Origin of the sequence: Desulfotruncus arcticus DSM 17038, from assembly GCF_900113335.1 — a bacterium.
Classification (GTDB): Bacteria; Bacillota; Desulfotomaculia; order Desulfotomaculales; family Desulfallaceae; genus Desulfotruncus; species Desulfotruncus arcticus.
Map to the genome: position 1 here is coordinate 96,609 of NZ_FOOX01000019.1, position 16,388 is coordinate 112,996.

14 protein-coding genes are annotated in these 16,388 nt (G+C 48.4%); 10 read left to right on the forward strand and 4 right to left on the reverse strand.

Annotation, left to right across the window (positions count from 1 at the left end; all coding sequences use genetic code 11):
• The first annotated feature begins 335 nt into the window (after positions 1–335).
• Complete coding sequence (locus BM056_RS20790; RefSeq protein ID WP_092474067.1) at positions 336–1,883, forward strand: long-chain-fatty-acid--CoA ligase; 1,548 nt, start codon at positions 336–338, stop codon at positions 1,881–1,883.
• A 19-nt stretch (positions 1,884–1,902) separates the two neighbouring features.
• The gene (locus BM056_RS20795) at positions 1,903–3,495 is read left to right on the forward strand and encodes a long-chain-fatty-acid--CoA ligase (protein WP_092474069.1); all 1,593 of its coding nucleotides are present in this window, start codon (positions 1,903–1,905) and stop codon (positions 3,493–3,495) included.
• 113 nt (positions 3,496–3,608) lie between these two features.
• Here the strand turns inward: BM056_RS20795 and BM056_RS20800 are convergent, their stop codons facing one another.
• From BM056_RS20800 to BM056_RS20810, 3 genes are all read right to left on the reverse strand, one after another.
• Positions 3,609–3,956, reverse strand: coding sequence for a cupin domain-containing protein (locus tag BM056_RS20800; protein WP_092474071.1), 348 nt, complete (start codon positions 3,954–3,956; stop codon positions 3,609–3,611).
• Between the two features lie 181 nt (positions 3,957–4,137).
• Complete coding sequence (locus tag BM056_RS20805) at positions 4,138–4,596, reverse strand: hypothetical protein (RefSeq protein WP_238456580.1); 459 nt, start codon at positions 4,594–4,596, stop codon at positions 4,138–4,140.
• Positions 4,593–5,327, reverse strand: coding sequence for a ferredoxin-like domain-containing protein (locus BM056_RS20810; protein WP_092474073.1), 735 nt, complete (start codon positions 5,325–5,327; stop codon positions 4,593–4,595). Before BM056_RS20810 ends, BM056_RS20805 begins: the two co-directional genes overlap by 4 nt.
• 310 nt (positions 5,328–5,637) lie before the next feature.
• Between BM056_RS20810 and BM056_RS20815 the strand changes: the two genes are divergently transcribed.
• The 8 genes from BM056_RS20815 (at position 5,638) to eam (ending at position 15,214) form a co-directional block, all read left to right on the forward strand.
• Positions 5,638–6,798 (forward strand): acyl-CoA dehydrogenase, encoded by a 1,161-nt coding sequence (locus tag BM056_RS20815; protein WP_092474074.1) that lies wholly within the window; start codon positions 5,638–5,640, stop codon positions 6,796–6,798.
• A gap of 127 nt (positions 6,799–6,925) precedes the next feature.
• Positions 6,926–8,581, forward strand: coding sequence for an acyl-CoA synthetase (locus tag BM056_RS20820; protein WP_092474076.1), 1,656 nt, complete (start codon positions 6,926–6,928; stop codon positions 8,579–8,581).
• A gap of 332 nt (positions 8,582–8,913) precedes the next feature.
• Entirely contained in the window at positions 8,914–9,207 is a 294-nt protein-coding gene (locus BM056_RS20825; protein WP_092474078.1) for a 4Fe-4S dicluster domain-containing protein, read from the forward strand.
• A gap of 37 nt (positions 9,208–9,244) precedes the next feature.
• Positions 9,245–10,453, forward strand: coding sequence for a 2-oxoacid:acceptor oxidoreductase subunit alpha (locus BM056_RS20830; protein ID WP_092474080.1), 1,209 nt, complete (start codon positions 9,245–9,247; stop codon positions 10,451–10,453).
• Positions 10,437–11,303: a 2-oxoacid:ferredoxin oxidoreductase subunit beta gene (locus tag BM056_RS20835; RefSeq protein ID WP_092474082.1), complete on the forward strand. Its 867-nt coding sequence runs from the start codon at positions 10,437–10,439 to the stop codon at positions 11,301–11,303. Before BM056_RS20830 ends, BM056_RS20835 begins: the two co-directional genes overlap by 17 nt.
• Positions 11,296–11,844 carry a 2-oxoacid:acceptor oxidoreductase family protein gene (locus BM056_RS20840; protein ID WP_092474084.1) on the forward strand — a complete coding sequence of 183 codons (549 nt, stop codon included), beginning with the start codon at positions 11,296–11,298 and terminating at the stop codon, positions 11,842–11,844. Before BM056_RS20835 ends, BM056_RS20840 begins: the two co-directional genes overlap by 8 nt.
• Positions 11,845–12,034: 190 nt before the next feature.
• The gene (locus BM056_RS20845; RefSeq protein WP_238456584.1) at positions 12,035–13,810 is read left to right on the forward strand and encodes a sigma 54-interacting transcriptional regulator; all 1,776 of its coding nucleotides are present in this window, start codon (positions 12,035–12,037) and stop codon (positions 13,808–13,810) included.
• Positions 13,811–13,948: 138 nt separating this feature from the next.
• Complete coding sequence (eam, locus tag BM056_RS20850; RefSeq protein ID WP_238456581.1) at positions 13,949–15,214, forward strand: glutamate 2,3-aminomutase; 1,266 nt, start codon at positions 13,949–13,951, stop codon at positions 15,212–15,214.
• Positions 15,215–15,251: 37 nt separating this feature from the next.
• Here the strand turns inward: eam and BM056_RS20855 are convergent.
• On the reverse strand, positions 15,252–16,388 hold a 1,137-nt coding region (locus tag BM056_RS20855; RefSeq protein WP_092474088.1), incomplete at its 5' end, for an aldehyde ferredoxin oxidoreductase C-terminal domain-containing protein.

Below are 16,388 nucleotides of genomic sequence, written 5' to 3' on the forward strand. Positions count from 1 at the left end.
ATTTACCCGAGCCTTGCGCGGCCTGCCGTAAATTAATGGCAGGCCGTTTTTTATGCAACTGTGATGCGATGCAATTTGATGCAAGAGTGATGCATTGGTATGGTTTTAATTTTTTCCCGCTTATATGAAGTATTGATATGCGGGGATTTAAGTAGATGCATCAGCTGGCAGGGTATTTGCATAATAGATTTTAAAGTAAGTTAATTGTAAATTTTCTCATTATTAAAAATTGTTTAAATCGCGCGGCTTGTATGAATAGGTACTGCGTTGTGCGCTAAATCCAAATATTCATTAGGTGATGCAAACTGATGCAATGACAGAAATATGGGGTGGCTATGTATAATATCGGGAATATACTTGAGCTGGCAGCGGCAAAATATCCCCGGCGCCAGGCGCTGGTTTACCGGCCCAAGAGCCAGTTTTGGACTTATGACCAGTGGGACGGGCATGTTAACCGTCTGGCTAACGCCCTGCTAAAATTGGGCATCAACAAAGGGGATACCATATCCACTTATTTGGGTAATTGCAGTGAACTGGTCTCGGTGCTTTTTGCAGCGGCTAAAATTGGAGCGGTTTTTAATCCCATCAACTGCAATTTAAGTTCAGGAGAACTGTCTTTTATTTTAAATGATGCACAAGCTAAATTACTGGTGTTTGGTTCTACCGGAAACAAGCGGGTCACAGGTTCACTGGCCAGAATCAAAACCGTTCAGCATTATTTATACGTTGACGGGTCGCCGCCGGGCTTTGCCCGTTCCTATTACCAGCTTTGCGCTAGCCAGTCCGCAATAAAACCGGTAGTTGAAGTTTCCGAAAACGATTGGTTTTCCATCATTTATACCAGCGGTACTACCGGTAAGCCCAAAGGGGTTATTCACAAGCACAGGGATATTGTTGACCACAGTATGTGCATGATCCAGTCACAAAAATTAAGTTATCAAGACCGGGGCTTGTCTGTCGATCCCCTTTATCATGCTGCGGAATTACACTGTTTTTTTCTGCCCCGGGTGCACGTGGGGGCGGCCAGTATTATTGCCGATTCCTCCGACCCCAAGTTAATACTGCAGCTTTTGGAAGAAGAGAAAATTACCTTTATGTTTGCCGATCCGGCGATCTGCAGACTAATCATCCAGAACGCTCCTGAAGGCTGTTGTCTTCCCAGCCTCCGGCTATTGGCCAACGGCGGGGCCCCAATGCCTCACGCACTGGCGGCTAAATGCCGGGAAATATTTAAAACAGACATACTCCATTTATACGGCATGACTGAAATGGGCCCCGCCATTACGGTGCTCTACCCTGAGGAACTGGAGGCTAAGGCCGGATCGGTGGGCAAACCGTTGATCAATCACCAAATCAGAGTTGTCCGTTTAAATGCTGTTTACCCGTCGGATCCCGATGACATTTTAGCGCCCGGGGAAAAGGGGGAAGTTGTGGTTCAGGGTGTCGGGATGATGCAGGGTTATTATAACCGGCCCGAGCTGACGGCTGAGGCTATGTACGGTGGCTGGTACCATACGGGTGACATAGGCTGTTTTGATTCCGAGGGCTATTTGTGGCTTTCCGGCCGGCGGGACGATGTCATCTTTTCCGGAGTGGAAAACGTTTATCCTGAGGAAATCGAGGAAGTCTTGCTTGATCATCCTGATGTTGTTGAAACCGCCGTGGTGGGGGTTGAAAAGCGAGAATGGGAAACTGAGATTGTTGCATTTATAGTAAGTAGGAATAAATTGTTGGCTGCAGCTGAGGTTAATTCATTTTTAAAGGAGAGTGAAAAGCTGGCTGATTTTAAAATTCCGGGAGAATACAGGCTTGTAGACAAATTACCCAGAGTAACCACGGGTAAGATTCAAAGAAGGCAATTAATTAAAAAAATAAAAAAATAAATGAAAGGGGGAGTCTAAATTGGAAAAGCTTTGGTTTAAAAATTACCTGCCTGACACCAGGCATCATTTAATTTACCCGGAAGGGCCGGTTTTCCAATTTTTAATTGACAGTGCCAGGCAATACCCGGAAAATGATGCCATTATCTTTGCCGACCGGCATATTACTTTTAGTCAACTGGATTTGATTACCAACCGTTTTGCCAGGTTCCTGCAGGACAAAGGAGTGCGTAAAGGCGACCGGGTGGCCATTCTGGCACCCAATTGCCACCAAAACGTGATTGGTTTTTTTGGGGCACTGAAAATTGGCGCCATAGTGGTGCAGAATAATCCTATGTATGTGGAAAGGGAACTGGAGCACCAGTTAAACGACTCAGGCAGCGAGACAATTGTTTGCCTGTCCGACCTTTATCCTAAAATTAAAAACATCAGGGCCAACACCCGGCTAAGAAACATGGTTACTTTTAATCTTGACGGTTCCCCTGTCTCCACCGGCGATGATACGGTGGATCTACAGGCTGTAATTAACGATTACAGCTCCGAATACCGGCAGGAATCCGTCGTCCCTGAAGATCTGGCCTTGCTGCAGTATACCGGCGGCACCACGGGAGTCTCCAAGGGCTGCATGCTAACGCACCGCAATTTGGTAGCCAATGTTTTGCAGACTGTTGAGGTGGTTGGCAAGAACTACCGCCGTGGTGATGACTACGTTATCGGCGTGCTGCCGCTCTTCCATGTTTATGGCCTTACCTGCATCATGAACATGTCCGTATATATGGGCGTTGCAATGATTCTGTTTCCGCGGTTTGAACCTAAAATGGTCATTGAAGCCATCCATAGGTATAAGGTTGGTGTCTTCTTTGCCAGCCCCACGATGCTTATTGCCATTAACAGTTATAAAGAAATAGGGAACTACGATTTGCGCTGCCTTCATACCTGCATCAGTGGTTCCGCACCTCTGCCCAATGAGGTTAAAACGGCGTTCTTTAAGCTGACCGGGGTGGAAGTGGTGGAGGCTTACGGGCTGTCTGAAGCTTCTCCGGTTACCCATAGCAATCCGGTCAACGGTAAAGTAAAAATAGGCAGCATCGGTCTGCCCGTTTCGGATACGGATATGAGAGTTATTGATATTAATTCAGGCGCGGAATGTTCGGTTAAACAAACCGGGGAATTGTGGGTAAAGGGGCCGCAGGTAATGAAGGGCTATTGGAACAAGCCGGAAGAGACCGCCAATGTTTTGGAGGACGACTGGCTTAAAACAGGTGATGTGATTGAAGTCGACGAAGAGGGCTATGTATATATAGTCAGCAGGAAAAAAGATGTGATCATAGCTGGCGGCTACAATATCTATCCGGTTGAAGTAGAAGACGTACTTTTCACTCATCCCAAAATTCAGGAATCGGTAGTGGTTGGCATACCCGACGCATACCGGGGAGAAACGGTTAAAGCGGTTATCGTGCTTAAAGAGAGCGAAACTGCCACCACAGAAGAGATTATTTCGTATTGCCGGACCAAACTTGCTGCGTACAAGGTGCCGCGTAAGGTGGAATTCCGCCGGGAATTACCCAAATCAGCCGTGGGCAAAGTATTGCGCCGCGTCTTAAGAGAGGAATAATTTAAAGATTGTCTTGAGCGATGGGAAAGTATGGGGCATTACCGTTATCCATAAGTTAAAAGGCAACCGGCTTGGCCGGTTGCCTGCAATAGATTCAAGCATATGGCGTTAAACTATACATCTCCCTCTTCCGGCACAATGCAAATAAAGGCAAAGTCTTCTGAACCCGCGTTTTTGAACTGGTGCTCGGCGTCACCGGGGACATAAGCCACAGAGCCGGCCTCCACTGTTTGCTCGGTGCCGTTGAGAAACAGGGTGCCTTTGCCGCTGACAATATAATTAATATGCGGCCAGGGGTGAGAGTGCCGGGGTGTGTGGCCTTCCGCAGTCAGGGTAAAAAGGCGCATAACCCAACCTTCCCAGCCATGGGCCGGGCCGATCAGGGTTTGTTTGGTAGCGTTTAAAATGCCGGGAGCGCTTAATCTGATGCCCTTAATATTCTTGACGTGATCAATATACATTTTCGTTACCTCCCTGTTAATTAGTTTGCTAATTTGCAGTTATATTAATACTAAATTAGAAGTCAGAACTCAGTAGGAATTAATTGCATTTCACTTGAATTATATCTGATAATTATTCTGACTCCTGACTCCTGACTCCTGACTCCTGACTCCTGACTCCTGACTCCTGACTCCTGTTCAGTTATTGTTTTTGTTTAAGTTCATCCGCCAGCATTTTAGCAATCTCCTGGTCCTGCTTTTTCAAGGCGGCCAGGTACATGAATATACTGCCGGGGTACGCAATATTTTCCGGAAGGATAGCGTTTTCCAGGCAGGTACGGGTTAAGGCGATAACACAGTTAGGTGAATGATTGTCCCGGCACTCACGACACTGTCGGCAGGTTTCTGCCAGAGCAGGGATGATATTTCCAACGAAATAATGTTTCATGTCGGATCTCGGTATGTGTTTGGCCGCGCCGGGAATATCCAGGATGCCTTTTTGTCTGGCAAATTGCAGTGAGCGTAGGGCAAAACCTACAATGCACGCCGCCGGCTTGCATTCTGTGGTATTATACAGGTCGCATTCGTTGCATATTTTTTGTAACGGTGTAATCATGGCTTCCAAACTAACGATATCCGAGGATCTAATAGTTACAGTCAACTTGCGTCACTTCCTTTCAGACCTAGAAATGACAGGAAATCTTCATCTTCAGGTTCACCCGCGCTATTGATGGCAATTAATTCTTTAGGTGGCAGAAAAGGATCAATTCCCATGCGTGCCACCACTGCCGAGATTCTTTCCACGGGCTGGGCCAGTGAGGCGTAAGCCTTCAAGGTATGGTCGAATAGCTTAAACACACCGGCTTCAGTGACTTTTTCAGCAATTAGACTACCGTGGACAGGTTTGGCGCTTCCGCCCCGGCCGCCGAGGTACACATCAAAGGAGTCAACATTCCGGGCAATTATGCCGATATCAGCGCAGAGCGGGTCGGTGCAGCCGCGGGGGCACCCGGCTACAGCAATCTTAACGTCTTTGGGGGTTTCCCGGCCCAGGTATTTTTCCTGCAATTTAATACCAAGATCCAGAGCGTCACCCAGCGCCCTTGGACAAAGGGCTTCACTGCCTGCGCAGGCTTTAACGGCCCGTACGGCATTCCCGTACGGGGAAACCATTAATTCCAAATCCGCAAGGCGGTCAACAAGGGAGGAAAGGTTCTGCTCGTCAATAATAGCCACAATGGTTTGCCGTGTGGTGAGCTTTAGCCGGAAGACCCCGCATTCACGTGCTGCTTTGCCAAGGCCTTCCATTTGGCCCGGGGTCATAACTCCACATGCCGCTACAATGTTAACGGCATACATTCCGTTACTTTGCTTAAAATAGGCTTTGCCCAATAATATCACCTCTTAATCTCGTTAACCGCCGCTAAGACTCCCGCCTCTACAGGCGGGAGTTAAGCGGCGATAAACTCGAAATAAGTGCGACTAAGGTTCAGGTGGGGTCAAAACCCCATCTGAACCAAGTCTTCTTTATTGGTTATTATTTCAATTACTTAATTAAAAGTCAATATTATTATCTTGGGGCCGGCCGATTAAAAGGGAATGGGTTAAAAATGACTAAATATAATTCCAACAAAAAATAATTACCAGATTCAGGCATTAATATTGTCCTGAATCAGTAAACAAAAGTTAGGAGGTTATTTAAATGTCATATCAGCTATCGGAAGAACAGGAAATGCTGCGTCAATCGGTCAGGCGGTTAGCGGAGGATAAGGTTGCGCCAAGGGCTGCGGAAATTGATGAAAAAGACGAATATCCCTGGGATTTAAAGGAATTGATAGCCGATCAGGGACTGCTTGGAGCAGGAATACCCGAGGAGTACGGCGGTACAGGAGCCGGCCTGCCGTCCGTGGTACTAATCGTAGAGGAAATTGCTAAAGTATCGGCTGCCGCTTCATTAATCGTGGCCGCCCAGGAGCTTGGCATGATGCCCATCCTGGTTGGGGGATCGGAAGCACAAAAACAAAAATACCTGCCGGGTATAGCTGACGGAGACCAGATTGCCGCTTTTGCCCTCACTGAACCCAATGCAGGCTCAGATGCCGGCAGTGTTAAGACCAGGGCTGTTCGGGAAGGTGACAAGTATATTCTGTCGGGGCAGAAATGTTTTATTACCAACGGCAGCATAGCCGATGTGTTTACGGTATTTGCAACCACCGACCCCAAGGCAGGATTAAAGGGTCTTAGCGCTTTCATCGTAGAAAAAAGCTACCCCGGTATAACCATTGGCAAAAAGGAACACAAAATGGGGATCAGGGGCTCGGAAACCACAGAAGTGATCTTCGATAATTGCCCCGTGCCTGCAGAAAATTTAATGGGTAAGGAAGGTCATGGCTTTAAGATTGCCATGATGACCCTGGACTGCACCCGCCCGGTAATCGGCGCCCAGGCCGTCGGCATTGCCCAGGGGGCTTTGGATTATGCGGTTAGCTATGCCAAGGAGAGGGTTCAATTTGGCAAACCCATCGCTATGTTCCAGGGTATTCAATTTATGCTGGCAGACATGTGCACCAGAGTGGAAGCGGCAAGGCAATTGGTATACAAAGCTGCTCATATGATCGAAAACGCCGGCAAAAACAATGTTTCCGCCAGCGAGGTTGGCCGTTTTTCCTCAATGTGCAAGCTGTTTGCATCTGATGTGGCCATGCAGGTGACGGTAGACGCCGTACAGGTTTTGGGCGGCTACGGGTATATGAAGGAATACCCGCTTGAAAGAATGATGCGTGATGCTAAGATTACCCAGATCTATGAAGGCACCAATCAAATTCAGCGGGTTGTTATTGCCAAAAACCTGCTTTCCGACTAAAGTCACCAATAATGAAGGATAATGTAAAGCCCCGCTGGGGTTTTACATTTAAGGTAAAAATTCAGAAAGTTAACTTTATTGATAAAATTCAACCCAAAAAAATATACGCATAAGAGGAGGTTTTGGCGTGTCCTTAATTAACCCGTTAACTGAGAAGGATAGAGAAAGGTATAATGCTGTCACCAGGGAGAATGTTGATTTTCTGCGCAGCAGGTACAACAAAGTTACCCGCTGGGTTATTGCCGATATGGTGCGCAGGAGCGCTTATCGCTATCCCGACAAGCCGGCTTTGATATTTGGGGATCAAGCTTTGACTTATGCCCAGCTTGAAGCGGAATGCAACCGGTTTGCCAACGCATTGATTGACCTGGGCATCAAAAAATATGACCGGGTGGCGGTGCTGGCCCATAATACCATCCATCACGTGGTAGCCTGGCTGGGTACGGCAAAAGCCGGCGGTATTTACCTGGCCATTAACTACTTACTAAGGGGCAAGGATGTTGGCTTCTGCATCAATCACTCGGAGAGCAGAGTGTTTATTGTGGAGGATGCGTTACACGATCTGGTTGGAGACGTGCTGGAAGATATGCCCACAGTTAAAACTCTGGTCTGGTCCAATCAGGGCAAAGGTGAGCAGGCTCCGGACGGTTTTAAAGAATTTGACGCCTGGTACAAACAGTACCCCGATACCGAGCCTGATGTTGAACTGCATATTGAAGATCCGGTGCAGATGACTTATACCAGCGGCACCGAAACTTTGCCCAAAGGGGTTATTCTCACCAACCAGTCTCTGCTGGCTGAATACACGGGCGCTATCATCGACGGCCAGTATACCAATGAGGATATTAACATAAACGCGCTGCCCATCTTTCATTGCGCTCAGCGTGATGTGTTCCTGAATCCGTGTCTGATGCTCGGGGCCACCAACGTGCTGTTGTTGCAGGCCGACCCCTTGCAAATTATGAAGTGTGTGGAAAAGTACAGCGCAACCATGTTTTTTGCCCCGCCCACAGTGTGGATCGGGCTGCTCCGGCATCCGGACTTTGCCAAATATGATCTGAGTTCTATCTCCAAAGGGTATTACGGGGCGTCAATTATGCCGGTTGAAGTACTCAAAGAACTTCAAAGCAGGATGCCAAACTGCCGGAGATTTTATAATTATTACGGCCAGACAGAGCTGAGCCCCTATCATACGATACTAAAACCGGAATACCAGATTGCCAAAGCGGGTTCGGCCGGCAAAGGCGGTATTAATATGGAAACAGCCATCGAAGATAATGATCACCAACCCGTCACAGCCCCGGGTATACCCGGTGAAATATGCGGCCGCGGGCCGCACGCCATGCTTTTGTACTTTAAAGAGCCGGAAAAAACAGAAGCTACTCTGGCCCACGGCTGGTTCCACAGCGGTGATATCGGCATTTTGGATGAAGATAATTTTGTTACAGTGGCAGACCGCAAAAAGGATATGGTAAAAACTGGCGGGGAAAATGTGGCCAGCAGGGAAGTGGAAGAGGTTATTTATAAGGACTCCAGGGTTTCGGAGGTAGCGGTTATCGGTTTACCGCACGAAAAGTGGGTTGAAGGTGTTACTGCTGTTGTGGTACCTAAAGAAGGACAATCGATTAGTCAAGGCGAAATTATCAACTTATGCAAGGAGCACCTGGCTGCTTTCAAAGTGCCCAAGGGGGTAATAGTTATTGAGCAATTGCCTAAAACCCCCAGTGGAAAAATCCTTAAAAGGGATTTAAGGCAAACATATAAAGATTTTTTCAAAGTATAGTAATGTAAGTGGATTTTGGACCAATTGTGCATATCATTCTGATACATGTATCAAATTGAGAGCCTGCGCATTAATTCTTAGTGTGCAGGTTTTTTGTATCATTGTGAGATGAGACTGGCAGCCCACTAATCGCTCTATCGCTAAGCCGCCGGCTTTGGCTAAGTGCCTGTGTTAGCTGTCGCTGTAGGCTTTAGTAATAAGGGTATATAAATTAAATTATTTATATGCGGTGGCATGATCGTTGCTTATGATTAAAAGCAAATAAAAAATTAAATGAAAGCGGCAAAAGGACTTATTTCAATTTATATAATTCCAGAATGGAGTGATGCATAATGGCAAAGCCGGCTTCAAATTTTGATGATAATAGAATACATGTAAAACGCCAATGGTGTAAGGGCTGCGGTATTTGTACCACCCTTTGCGAGAACAGGGTTCTTTTGATAGATAACCGGGGCAAAGCGGTTGTAGTCAATCCGAATGCCTGCACCGGGTGCGGCCGCTGTGAGACACATTGTCCCGATCTGGCCATCTCTGTTGACCAGCCGAACAAGAATAATAAGATTCCTGTTTATGCCTGTCAGGCGGCAAAGCAATCCCCGGGTCATGGTGAAAGCGCGCGGGCATAATAGATAATGTACGCACGGTGAGGGGGTTTTGGTAAAAATGAACCGGGTAATTGAAATGGCCCGTCTGATGCAGGGTAATGAAGCCGTTGCTGAAGGGGCGCTGGCGGCTGGTGTCCGTTTTTTCGCGGGGTATCCCATAACTCCGTCCACTGAAATCGCGGAGATCATGGCTGAGCGCCTGCCCTGTCTTGGCGGCAAGTTCATTCAAATGGAAGACGAAATAGCCAGTATAGCTGCCATTATCGGAGCTTCGCTGGCTGGAGTAAAAGCTATTACCGCTACCAGCGGTCCGGGGTTTTCCCTGATGCAGGAAAACCTTGGCTTTGCAGCAATGGCAGAAGTGCCTGTCGTAATTGTTAATGTGCAGCGGAGCGGCCCCAGTACGGGAATGCCCACTGCGCCGGCCCAGGGGGATGTGATGCAGTCACGTTGGGGCACCCACGGGGATCACCCGGTTATTGTACTTAGTCCTTCCTCGGTCAGGGAAGCTTATGACCTGGCCGTCAAGTCAGTGAATCTTTCAGAGAAATACAGGGTACCTGTGGTTTTGCTGATGGATGAAGTTATCGGACACCTGAGGGAAAAGGTTGTTTTGCCGTCTCCGGGTGAACTGGAGGTGGCCAACCGTGCCACACCCGGTGTCGAGCCTGAAAAATATGTGCCTTACGGGGCCGGTGATCAAGGGGTGCCGCCAATGGCCAATTTTGGCAACGGCTACCGCTACCATGTCACCGGTCTGGTTCATGATCAAAACGGCTTGCCGACAAATAACCCTGCAGTGGCTGAGAAGCTTCTTAATCGATTGCAAAATAAAATTAACCTTAACATAGATGATATTATGATTGATACGGCCAGAAACCTGGAAGACGCGGAAATCGTGGTGTTGGCTTATGGAGCTACGGCTCGGTCGGCTTCGCAGGCTGTTAAAAATGCCCGTAAGGAAGGGATTAAAGCGGGCTTGTACCGGCCTGCAGTGCTCTGGCCCTTCCCTCAGCAAAAGGTTGGCGCGCTGGCTGAAAGTGCAAAAGCCATAATAGTACCGGAAATGAATCTGGGCCAGTATAGGCTGGAAGTTGAGCGGGTTGCCGGCGGGCAAACCAGAGTCGTTGGCGTTAACAGGGTACACGGTGAATTAATTACACCTGAAGAGATACTGACTGCCCTGCGGAAGGTGCATAAGCAAATTACACCTGAAGAGATACTGGCTGCCCTGCGGGAGGTGCATAAGCATGATGCAAGATCTTGAAAAGTACCTGCGGGTTAACATGTTTCCACATATGTGGTGTCCCGGTTGTGGCAACGGCATTGTCTTGGGTTCCTTGCTGCGGGCGGTGGAAAAGCTGGAACTGGACCAGAATCAAACCGTAATTGTAGGGGGGATCGGCTGCTCCGCACGGGCTGCCGGCTATCTGGACTTTAATACCCTGCATACCACTCACGGCAGGGCGTTGGCTTTTGCCACAGGGATCAAACTGGCGCGGCCGGATTTAAAGGTTATTGTTATTACGGGCGACGGCGACTGTACGTCGATTGGCGGTAATCACTTTATCCATGCGGCGCGCAGGAACATCGACCTGACCGTGCTGCTGTTTAACAACAGCATTTACGGAATGACCGGCGGCCAGTATTCACCACTGACACCTGTGAAAAAAATGGCTACCACCGCACCCTATGGCACAATTGAACCGAATTTTGACGTTGCGGATTTAGCCCGGGCCTCCGGGGCCACCTTTGTAGCCAGAAGCACCACCTACCACAGTAACATGTTGACCGGTCTGATCGCGGAAGGTATTCAGCACAAGGGCTTCAGCCTGATTGAGGCAATTACGGCCTGTCCCACCGCGTACGGCAGGCGGAATAAAATGAAAAGTGCCACCGATATGTTAATCTGGCAAAAAGATAACGCCGTTCATTTAAATAAAGCTGAACAGATGTCCCCCGATGAATTGGCAGGTAAAATCGTGATCGGCCGGCTTTATTGCAAGGAAGCACTGGAATACACCGAAGTTTATGATGAGGTGATTCGTGAGGCCATGGGCCAAAGCTCCGCGACTGTTACGTCGATTACAGGTAAGGGGGGGAAGACCAGTGGGTGAGAGAAATGAACTTCGTTTAAGCGGTACCGGCGGGCAGGGATTGATTCTGGCCGGAATCATCATGGCGGATGCCGCCATCAGAGACGGCAAAAACTCTATCCAGTCTCAATCATACGGGCCGGAAGCCCGTGGCGGAGCCAGCCGGTCCGAGGTTATCATCGGGGATGAGGACATTGATTACCCGAAGGTAAATAAACCCGACGTGCTTTTGGTAATGAGCCAGGAAGCTTGTGACAAGTTTGCGACCGACCTTGAACAAGGCGGCGTGATGATCGTAGACTCTACTTACGTACATACTCTTCCGGAAGTTAACGGTGCTATTGTATATCAAATACCAATAAGTATGACAGCCAAGGAGGAAATCGGCAGGGAAATGGTTGCCAATGTGGTGGCCCTTGGCGCCATAGCCAGAATAACCGGTGTTGTGTCCCGGGAGGCCTTGACGGATGCGCTGTTGGCCCGCATTCCCAAAGGAACCGAGGAATTAAACCGGAAAGCTTTGGAAGCCGGCTGGACGCTGGCAGAAAATGTTTTGCATTAAAGTCCATTCAGTTAAAATAAAATATTGCCTTGATCAATAGATTTGGTTTATCATATAAAGGGTGATGGAGGCTGTTTGCCTCCATTTTTTATACAATGCGCTAACGTGGCACCATCAGAGGATGAAAAATAGAAAACTTTTTTCAGGATAGATAATTTATGGGGGATTGGATAAGTCAATGTTAAGCTTGATGCAAGCCAAAGAAACCGAACAGCGGATATCTGCGGCCATCGCAGCGGTTTTAAAGGTAGAGGTGGAAATAATAGACGCCGATCTGGTGCGGGTTGCCGGTACGGGCAAGGTGAGTTCCGGTGTGGGAAACCGGCTGCTGCGTGGTCTGGTTAATAAGCATGTGTTGAAAACCGGCGAACCGGTTTTTATTAATGAACCTGGCTTTCATTCCATATGCCTGTCCTGCCCCCTTTCAGGAACATGCTTCTATCGCGCTTATCTTGTTTATCCCATTAAAGCTGACAATAAAATTATCGGCACCATCAGTTTGGTGGCCTTTGATGATGAGCAAAAGAAAACGTTAACTGCTAATACGGAAACTCTGCTTGATTTTGTCGGACGGATGGCGGAGCTAATTGCCAGTAAAGTAGTGGAACGGGAAATGGTTAAGGAAAAGTTCGTTATGGCCGGCAAGCTGGAAGCCGTGGTTGATTCAGTTTACGAAGGAGTGCTGGCTATAGACGACAATGGAGTGATTACTCACTTTAACAGTTCAGCAGAGAGATTATTTAGGCTGAAAAGAAAGAATGTTGTGGGTCGGCATATTGATGAAATTTTTGAGAATATGCCCTTGCTGAATGTGCTCAAAGAGGGAAGAGGGTTTACCTCAAAAGACTATTTTATTTCTACCAATGATAAAAAACTGCATTTACTTGTAACTGCAAAATCAATTCGATCCGATGAAAAAGTGGCCGCAGGAGTCGTGGCTACATTCAGAGATTTCAAGGAAGCCCAGAAACTGGCTTATCAGATTATTACCACCCAGGAAACACTGGGCTTTGATGACATCATTGGCAACAGTAAAGTTATTAAGGAAGTTAAGGCCAAGGCCGCTAAAATTGCCGGAAGCAACTCAACGGTACTTATCTTGGGTGAAAGCGGCACCGGCAAGGAAGTGTTTGCCAGAGCTATCCACGCTGGAAGCACGCACAGCCATAAGCCTTTTGTGCCAATAAACTGCGGGGCCATACCTGAAAATCTCCTGGAAAGTGAATTATTTGGCTACGAGGAAGGTGCATTTACCGGAGCCAGGCGGGGTGGAAAACCAGGCAAGTTTGAATTGGCTAACGGTGGGACCCTTTTTCTTGATGAAATTGGTAATATGTCCCTTTACCTGCAGGCTAAGCTGCTGCGTATTTTACAAGAAAGGCAAGTTGAACGGGTAGGTGGAACACAAGTCATTCCCGTAGATATCAGGGTTATAGCTGCCACCAATAATGATTTGCAGGAAATGGTGCAAAGGGGCCGGTTTCGGGAAGACCTTTATTACCGCCTTAGTGTAATACCTCTGGTAATCCCCCCGCTGCGGGAGAGAAGAGAGGATATTACCCTGCTGCTTGACCACTACAGACGCCGTTTTTCCAAATTATTAGACAAAATTACAGAAGGTTTCAGCGAAGAAGCAATGCGCCTTTGCCTGGAGTACAACTGGCCGGGAAACATCCGGGAATTGATTAATGCCGTGGAATATGCCATTAACCTGGAAGAAGGGGCATATATCATGCCTGAGAGCCTTCCTCCCCGCATAAAAAACGATAAAGATAAGAAACTGCAGCTGCCTAAGAGCCCGTTGGAGATTAGGCCGCTTGAGCAGGTGGAGAAGGAAGCAATCAGTAATGCCCTGGAACTATACGGCTGGACGGAAGAAGGAAAAACCAAGGCCGCGGCGGCTTTAGGCATTAGCAGGGCGACCATTTACCGGAAAATCAGTAAATACCACCTGGGGGAGAACTAATTTAGTTTTTTCCATAAAATTATTCTTTCCAGTAACTCTAGAAATTGATATAATAATTAGTAGAATAAGTTTTAATTAACAGGCAACTTTGCAAATAACGACAAGATGCTAGTATTTTAAAACAGGAGGTGAACTCGTTTGGAGCATAGCATTCAAAATGTTGTAAGAAAATATCCCGAAAGTGATAAGCGGCAAGTGGCTCTGGACAGGGCGGATGAGCTTAAAAGTCAGATCAAAGACTATTTGCAGGAGTCCAAAAACATTCCCACGGGTTTAATGTTGGAACAGACTTTTCATGAAAGAAAACGGCAGATATTAAATTATTTTGGCGCAGCGGAAGATGATTGGAATAGCTGGCAATGGCAGCTTCGCAACAGAATTAGCGATGTGGAGGTATTAAAGAAATTATTACACCTTACGGGTGAAGATGCCGGTCAAATAGAAATGGTAAGTAAAAAGTTTCGCTGGTCTGTATCACCATATTACCTTAGCCTCATGGAAACAGACAACTTAATGTGTCCAGTCAGGATGCAGGGTATCCCGAGTATTCAGGAGCTGCAGGATATCTGGGGTAAGGACGACCCGATGGCTGAGGAATTTACATCTCCGGCACCCAGGATTACACGCCGTTATGCGGACAGGCTAATTATTAATGTGACCAATCAGTGTGCCATGTTTTGCCGGCACTGCCAGCGCAGGCGTAATATAGGCGAAGTAGACAGGCCGGCGCCGCTGGAGGAGATTAAAGCGGCCATTGAGTATATTCGTAAAAACCCGGAAATCAGGGATGTGCTTATAACCGGCGGTGATCCGTTAACCCTTTCTGATGGCTGGCTGGATTGGATTTTGTCGGAATTGGATGCCATACCGCACGTGGAAATTAAGCGGATTGGCACCAGGACACCGGTAACTATGCCGCAGCGCATAACGCAGGAACTATGTGACATGTTGGAAAGGCACCATCCATTATACCTGAATACTCATTTCAACCATCCCAAGGAAGTAACTGCTGAGGCGATGAAGGCAACCAGGATGCTGGCCAAGGCGGGTATACCACTAGGTAACCAGGCGGTTTTATTAAAAGGAATCAACAATAACCCTCATGTAATGAAAAAATTAAATCATGAGCTGTTAAAAATACATGTCCGCCCGTACTATATATTTCATGCCAAGCCGGTTAAGGGGACAACTCATTTTGTTACCACTATTCAAGAAGGCCTGGAAATTATGGAGAACCTCAGGGGGTATACCTCGGGATTGGCGATACCGCAATACATTATCAATGCACCGGGGGGTGCCGGTAAGACGCCGCTGCTTCCGCAGTATTTAATCTCGATGGGAAAAGATTACGCCATGATTAGGACCTGGGAAGGAAAAGTCTTTCGCTGCTCCAACGGAATTTAAAGAATTAAAAAACACCCCCGGTTGGGGGTGTTTTTTTTTAGAAATTGAAAACCTCGTCCAGTTCATCATCGGTAATATCGAACTTAGTATGGTGAGGCGGCAGGTCCTCGATTTGGAAGAACTCGGGCAGCCGGTCGTCTGCTTTGGTAAAGCCGGCGGCCTTGTTGAATTCCCTTTCCACCTTCAATATATTCTGGCCCAGGGCTATGACGTCGTCCACCGTCAAATTAATACCGTACTGGGCGTTTAGCATTTCCACGACGGTGGGCAGTCCTTCCGGGTTGTCCAGCACGGCGAAGGCGACGAACAGGCACAAGCCGGTTGAATCCACGGCAGCGGTAGCCACCTGCAGGTTGCGGGAAAGCTCCACCTGGCCCTCTTTCTTAGTGGGATCGACAGTGCCGCCCACGTTTAGAATATTGGCTGTAACAGCGTAGCCGGCGGTATGATCAGCGCCCATGGGGGTGGTGGCGTAGGTTACGCCGTTACCCTTGCAGGAGCGGGGGTCATAGGCCGGGATGCCCTGACCCTTAACGGCGGGCACGCGGGTAACCCCGTACAGCTTGCCGGCGTTGGTGGGACCGCCGCCGATAACCCGGCCCAGCGGAGTGCCTTGGGCCACTTCTTCCAGCGCGGCAATGGCAGCCTGACTGTCGCCAAAGGGCATTACCCCGGCTTCCATTAAAACGCCCAGGGTGCAGCCCACATCAATGGTGTCGAGACCAACGTCGTTGCAGATATAGTTCAGCATGGCCACTGTGTCCAGGTCGCCGATCTCCAGGTTGGGACCGAAGCACCAGGCGGTTTCGTACTCGATGGGAGCGCAAACTTTGCCGTTCGGCATGGGATAGACGTTGGAGCAGCGCATCACGCAACCGGGATGACAGGCGTGGGTGGCTTTGCCGCCCCGGGCGGTGGCCACTTCGGCCAGCTTTTCGCCGCTGACTTCGGCGGCTTTATCGAAACGGCCGAATCTAAAGTTGCGGGTGGGTATGGTGCCGGCTTCGTTGATGATGTTCATCAGTACGTTGGTGCCGTAAGCAGGCAGCCCCTGTCCGCAAACGGGGTGGTCCAGCAATATTTTGGCGAATTTTTTAGCTGCGGCTTTAAACCGCTCGGGATCGGCAACCGGCGCGTCGAAGGTTTTGGGGCAGTCAATAACAATGGCTTTTAG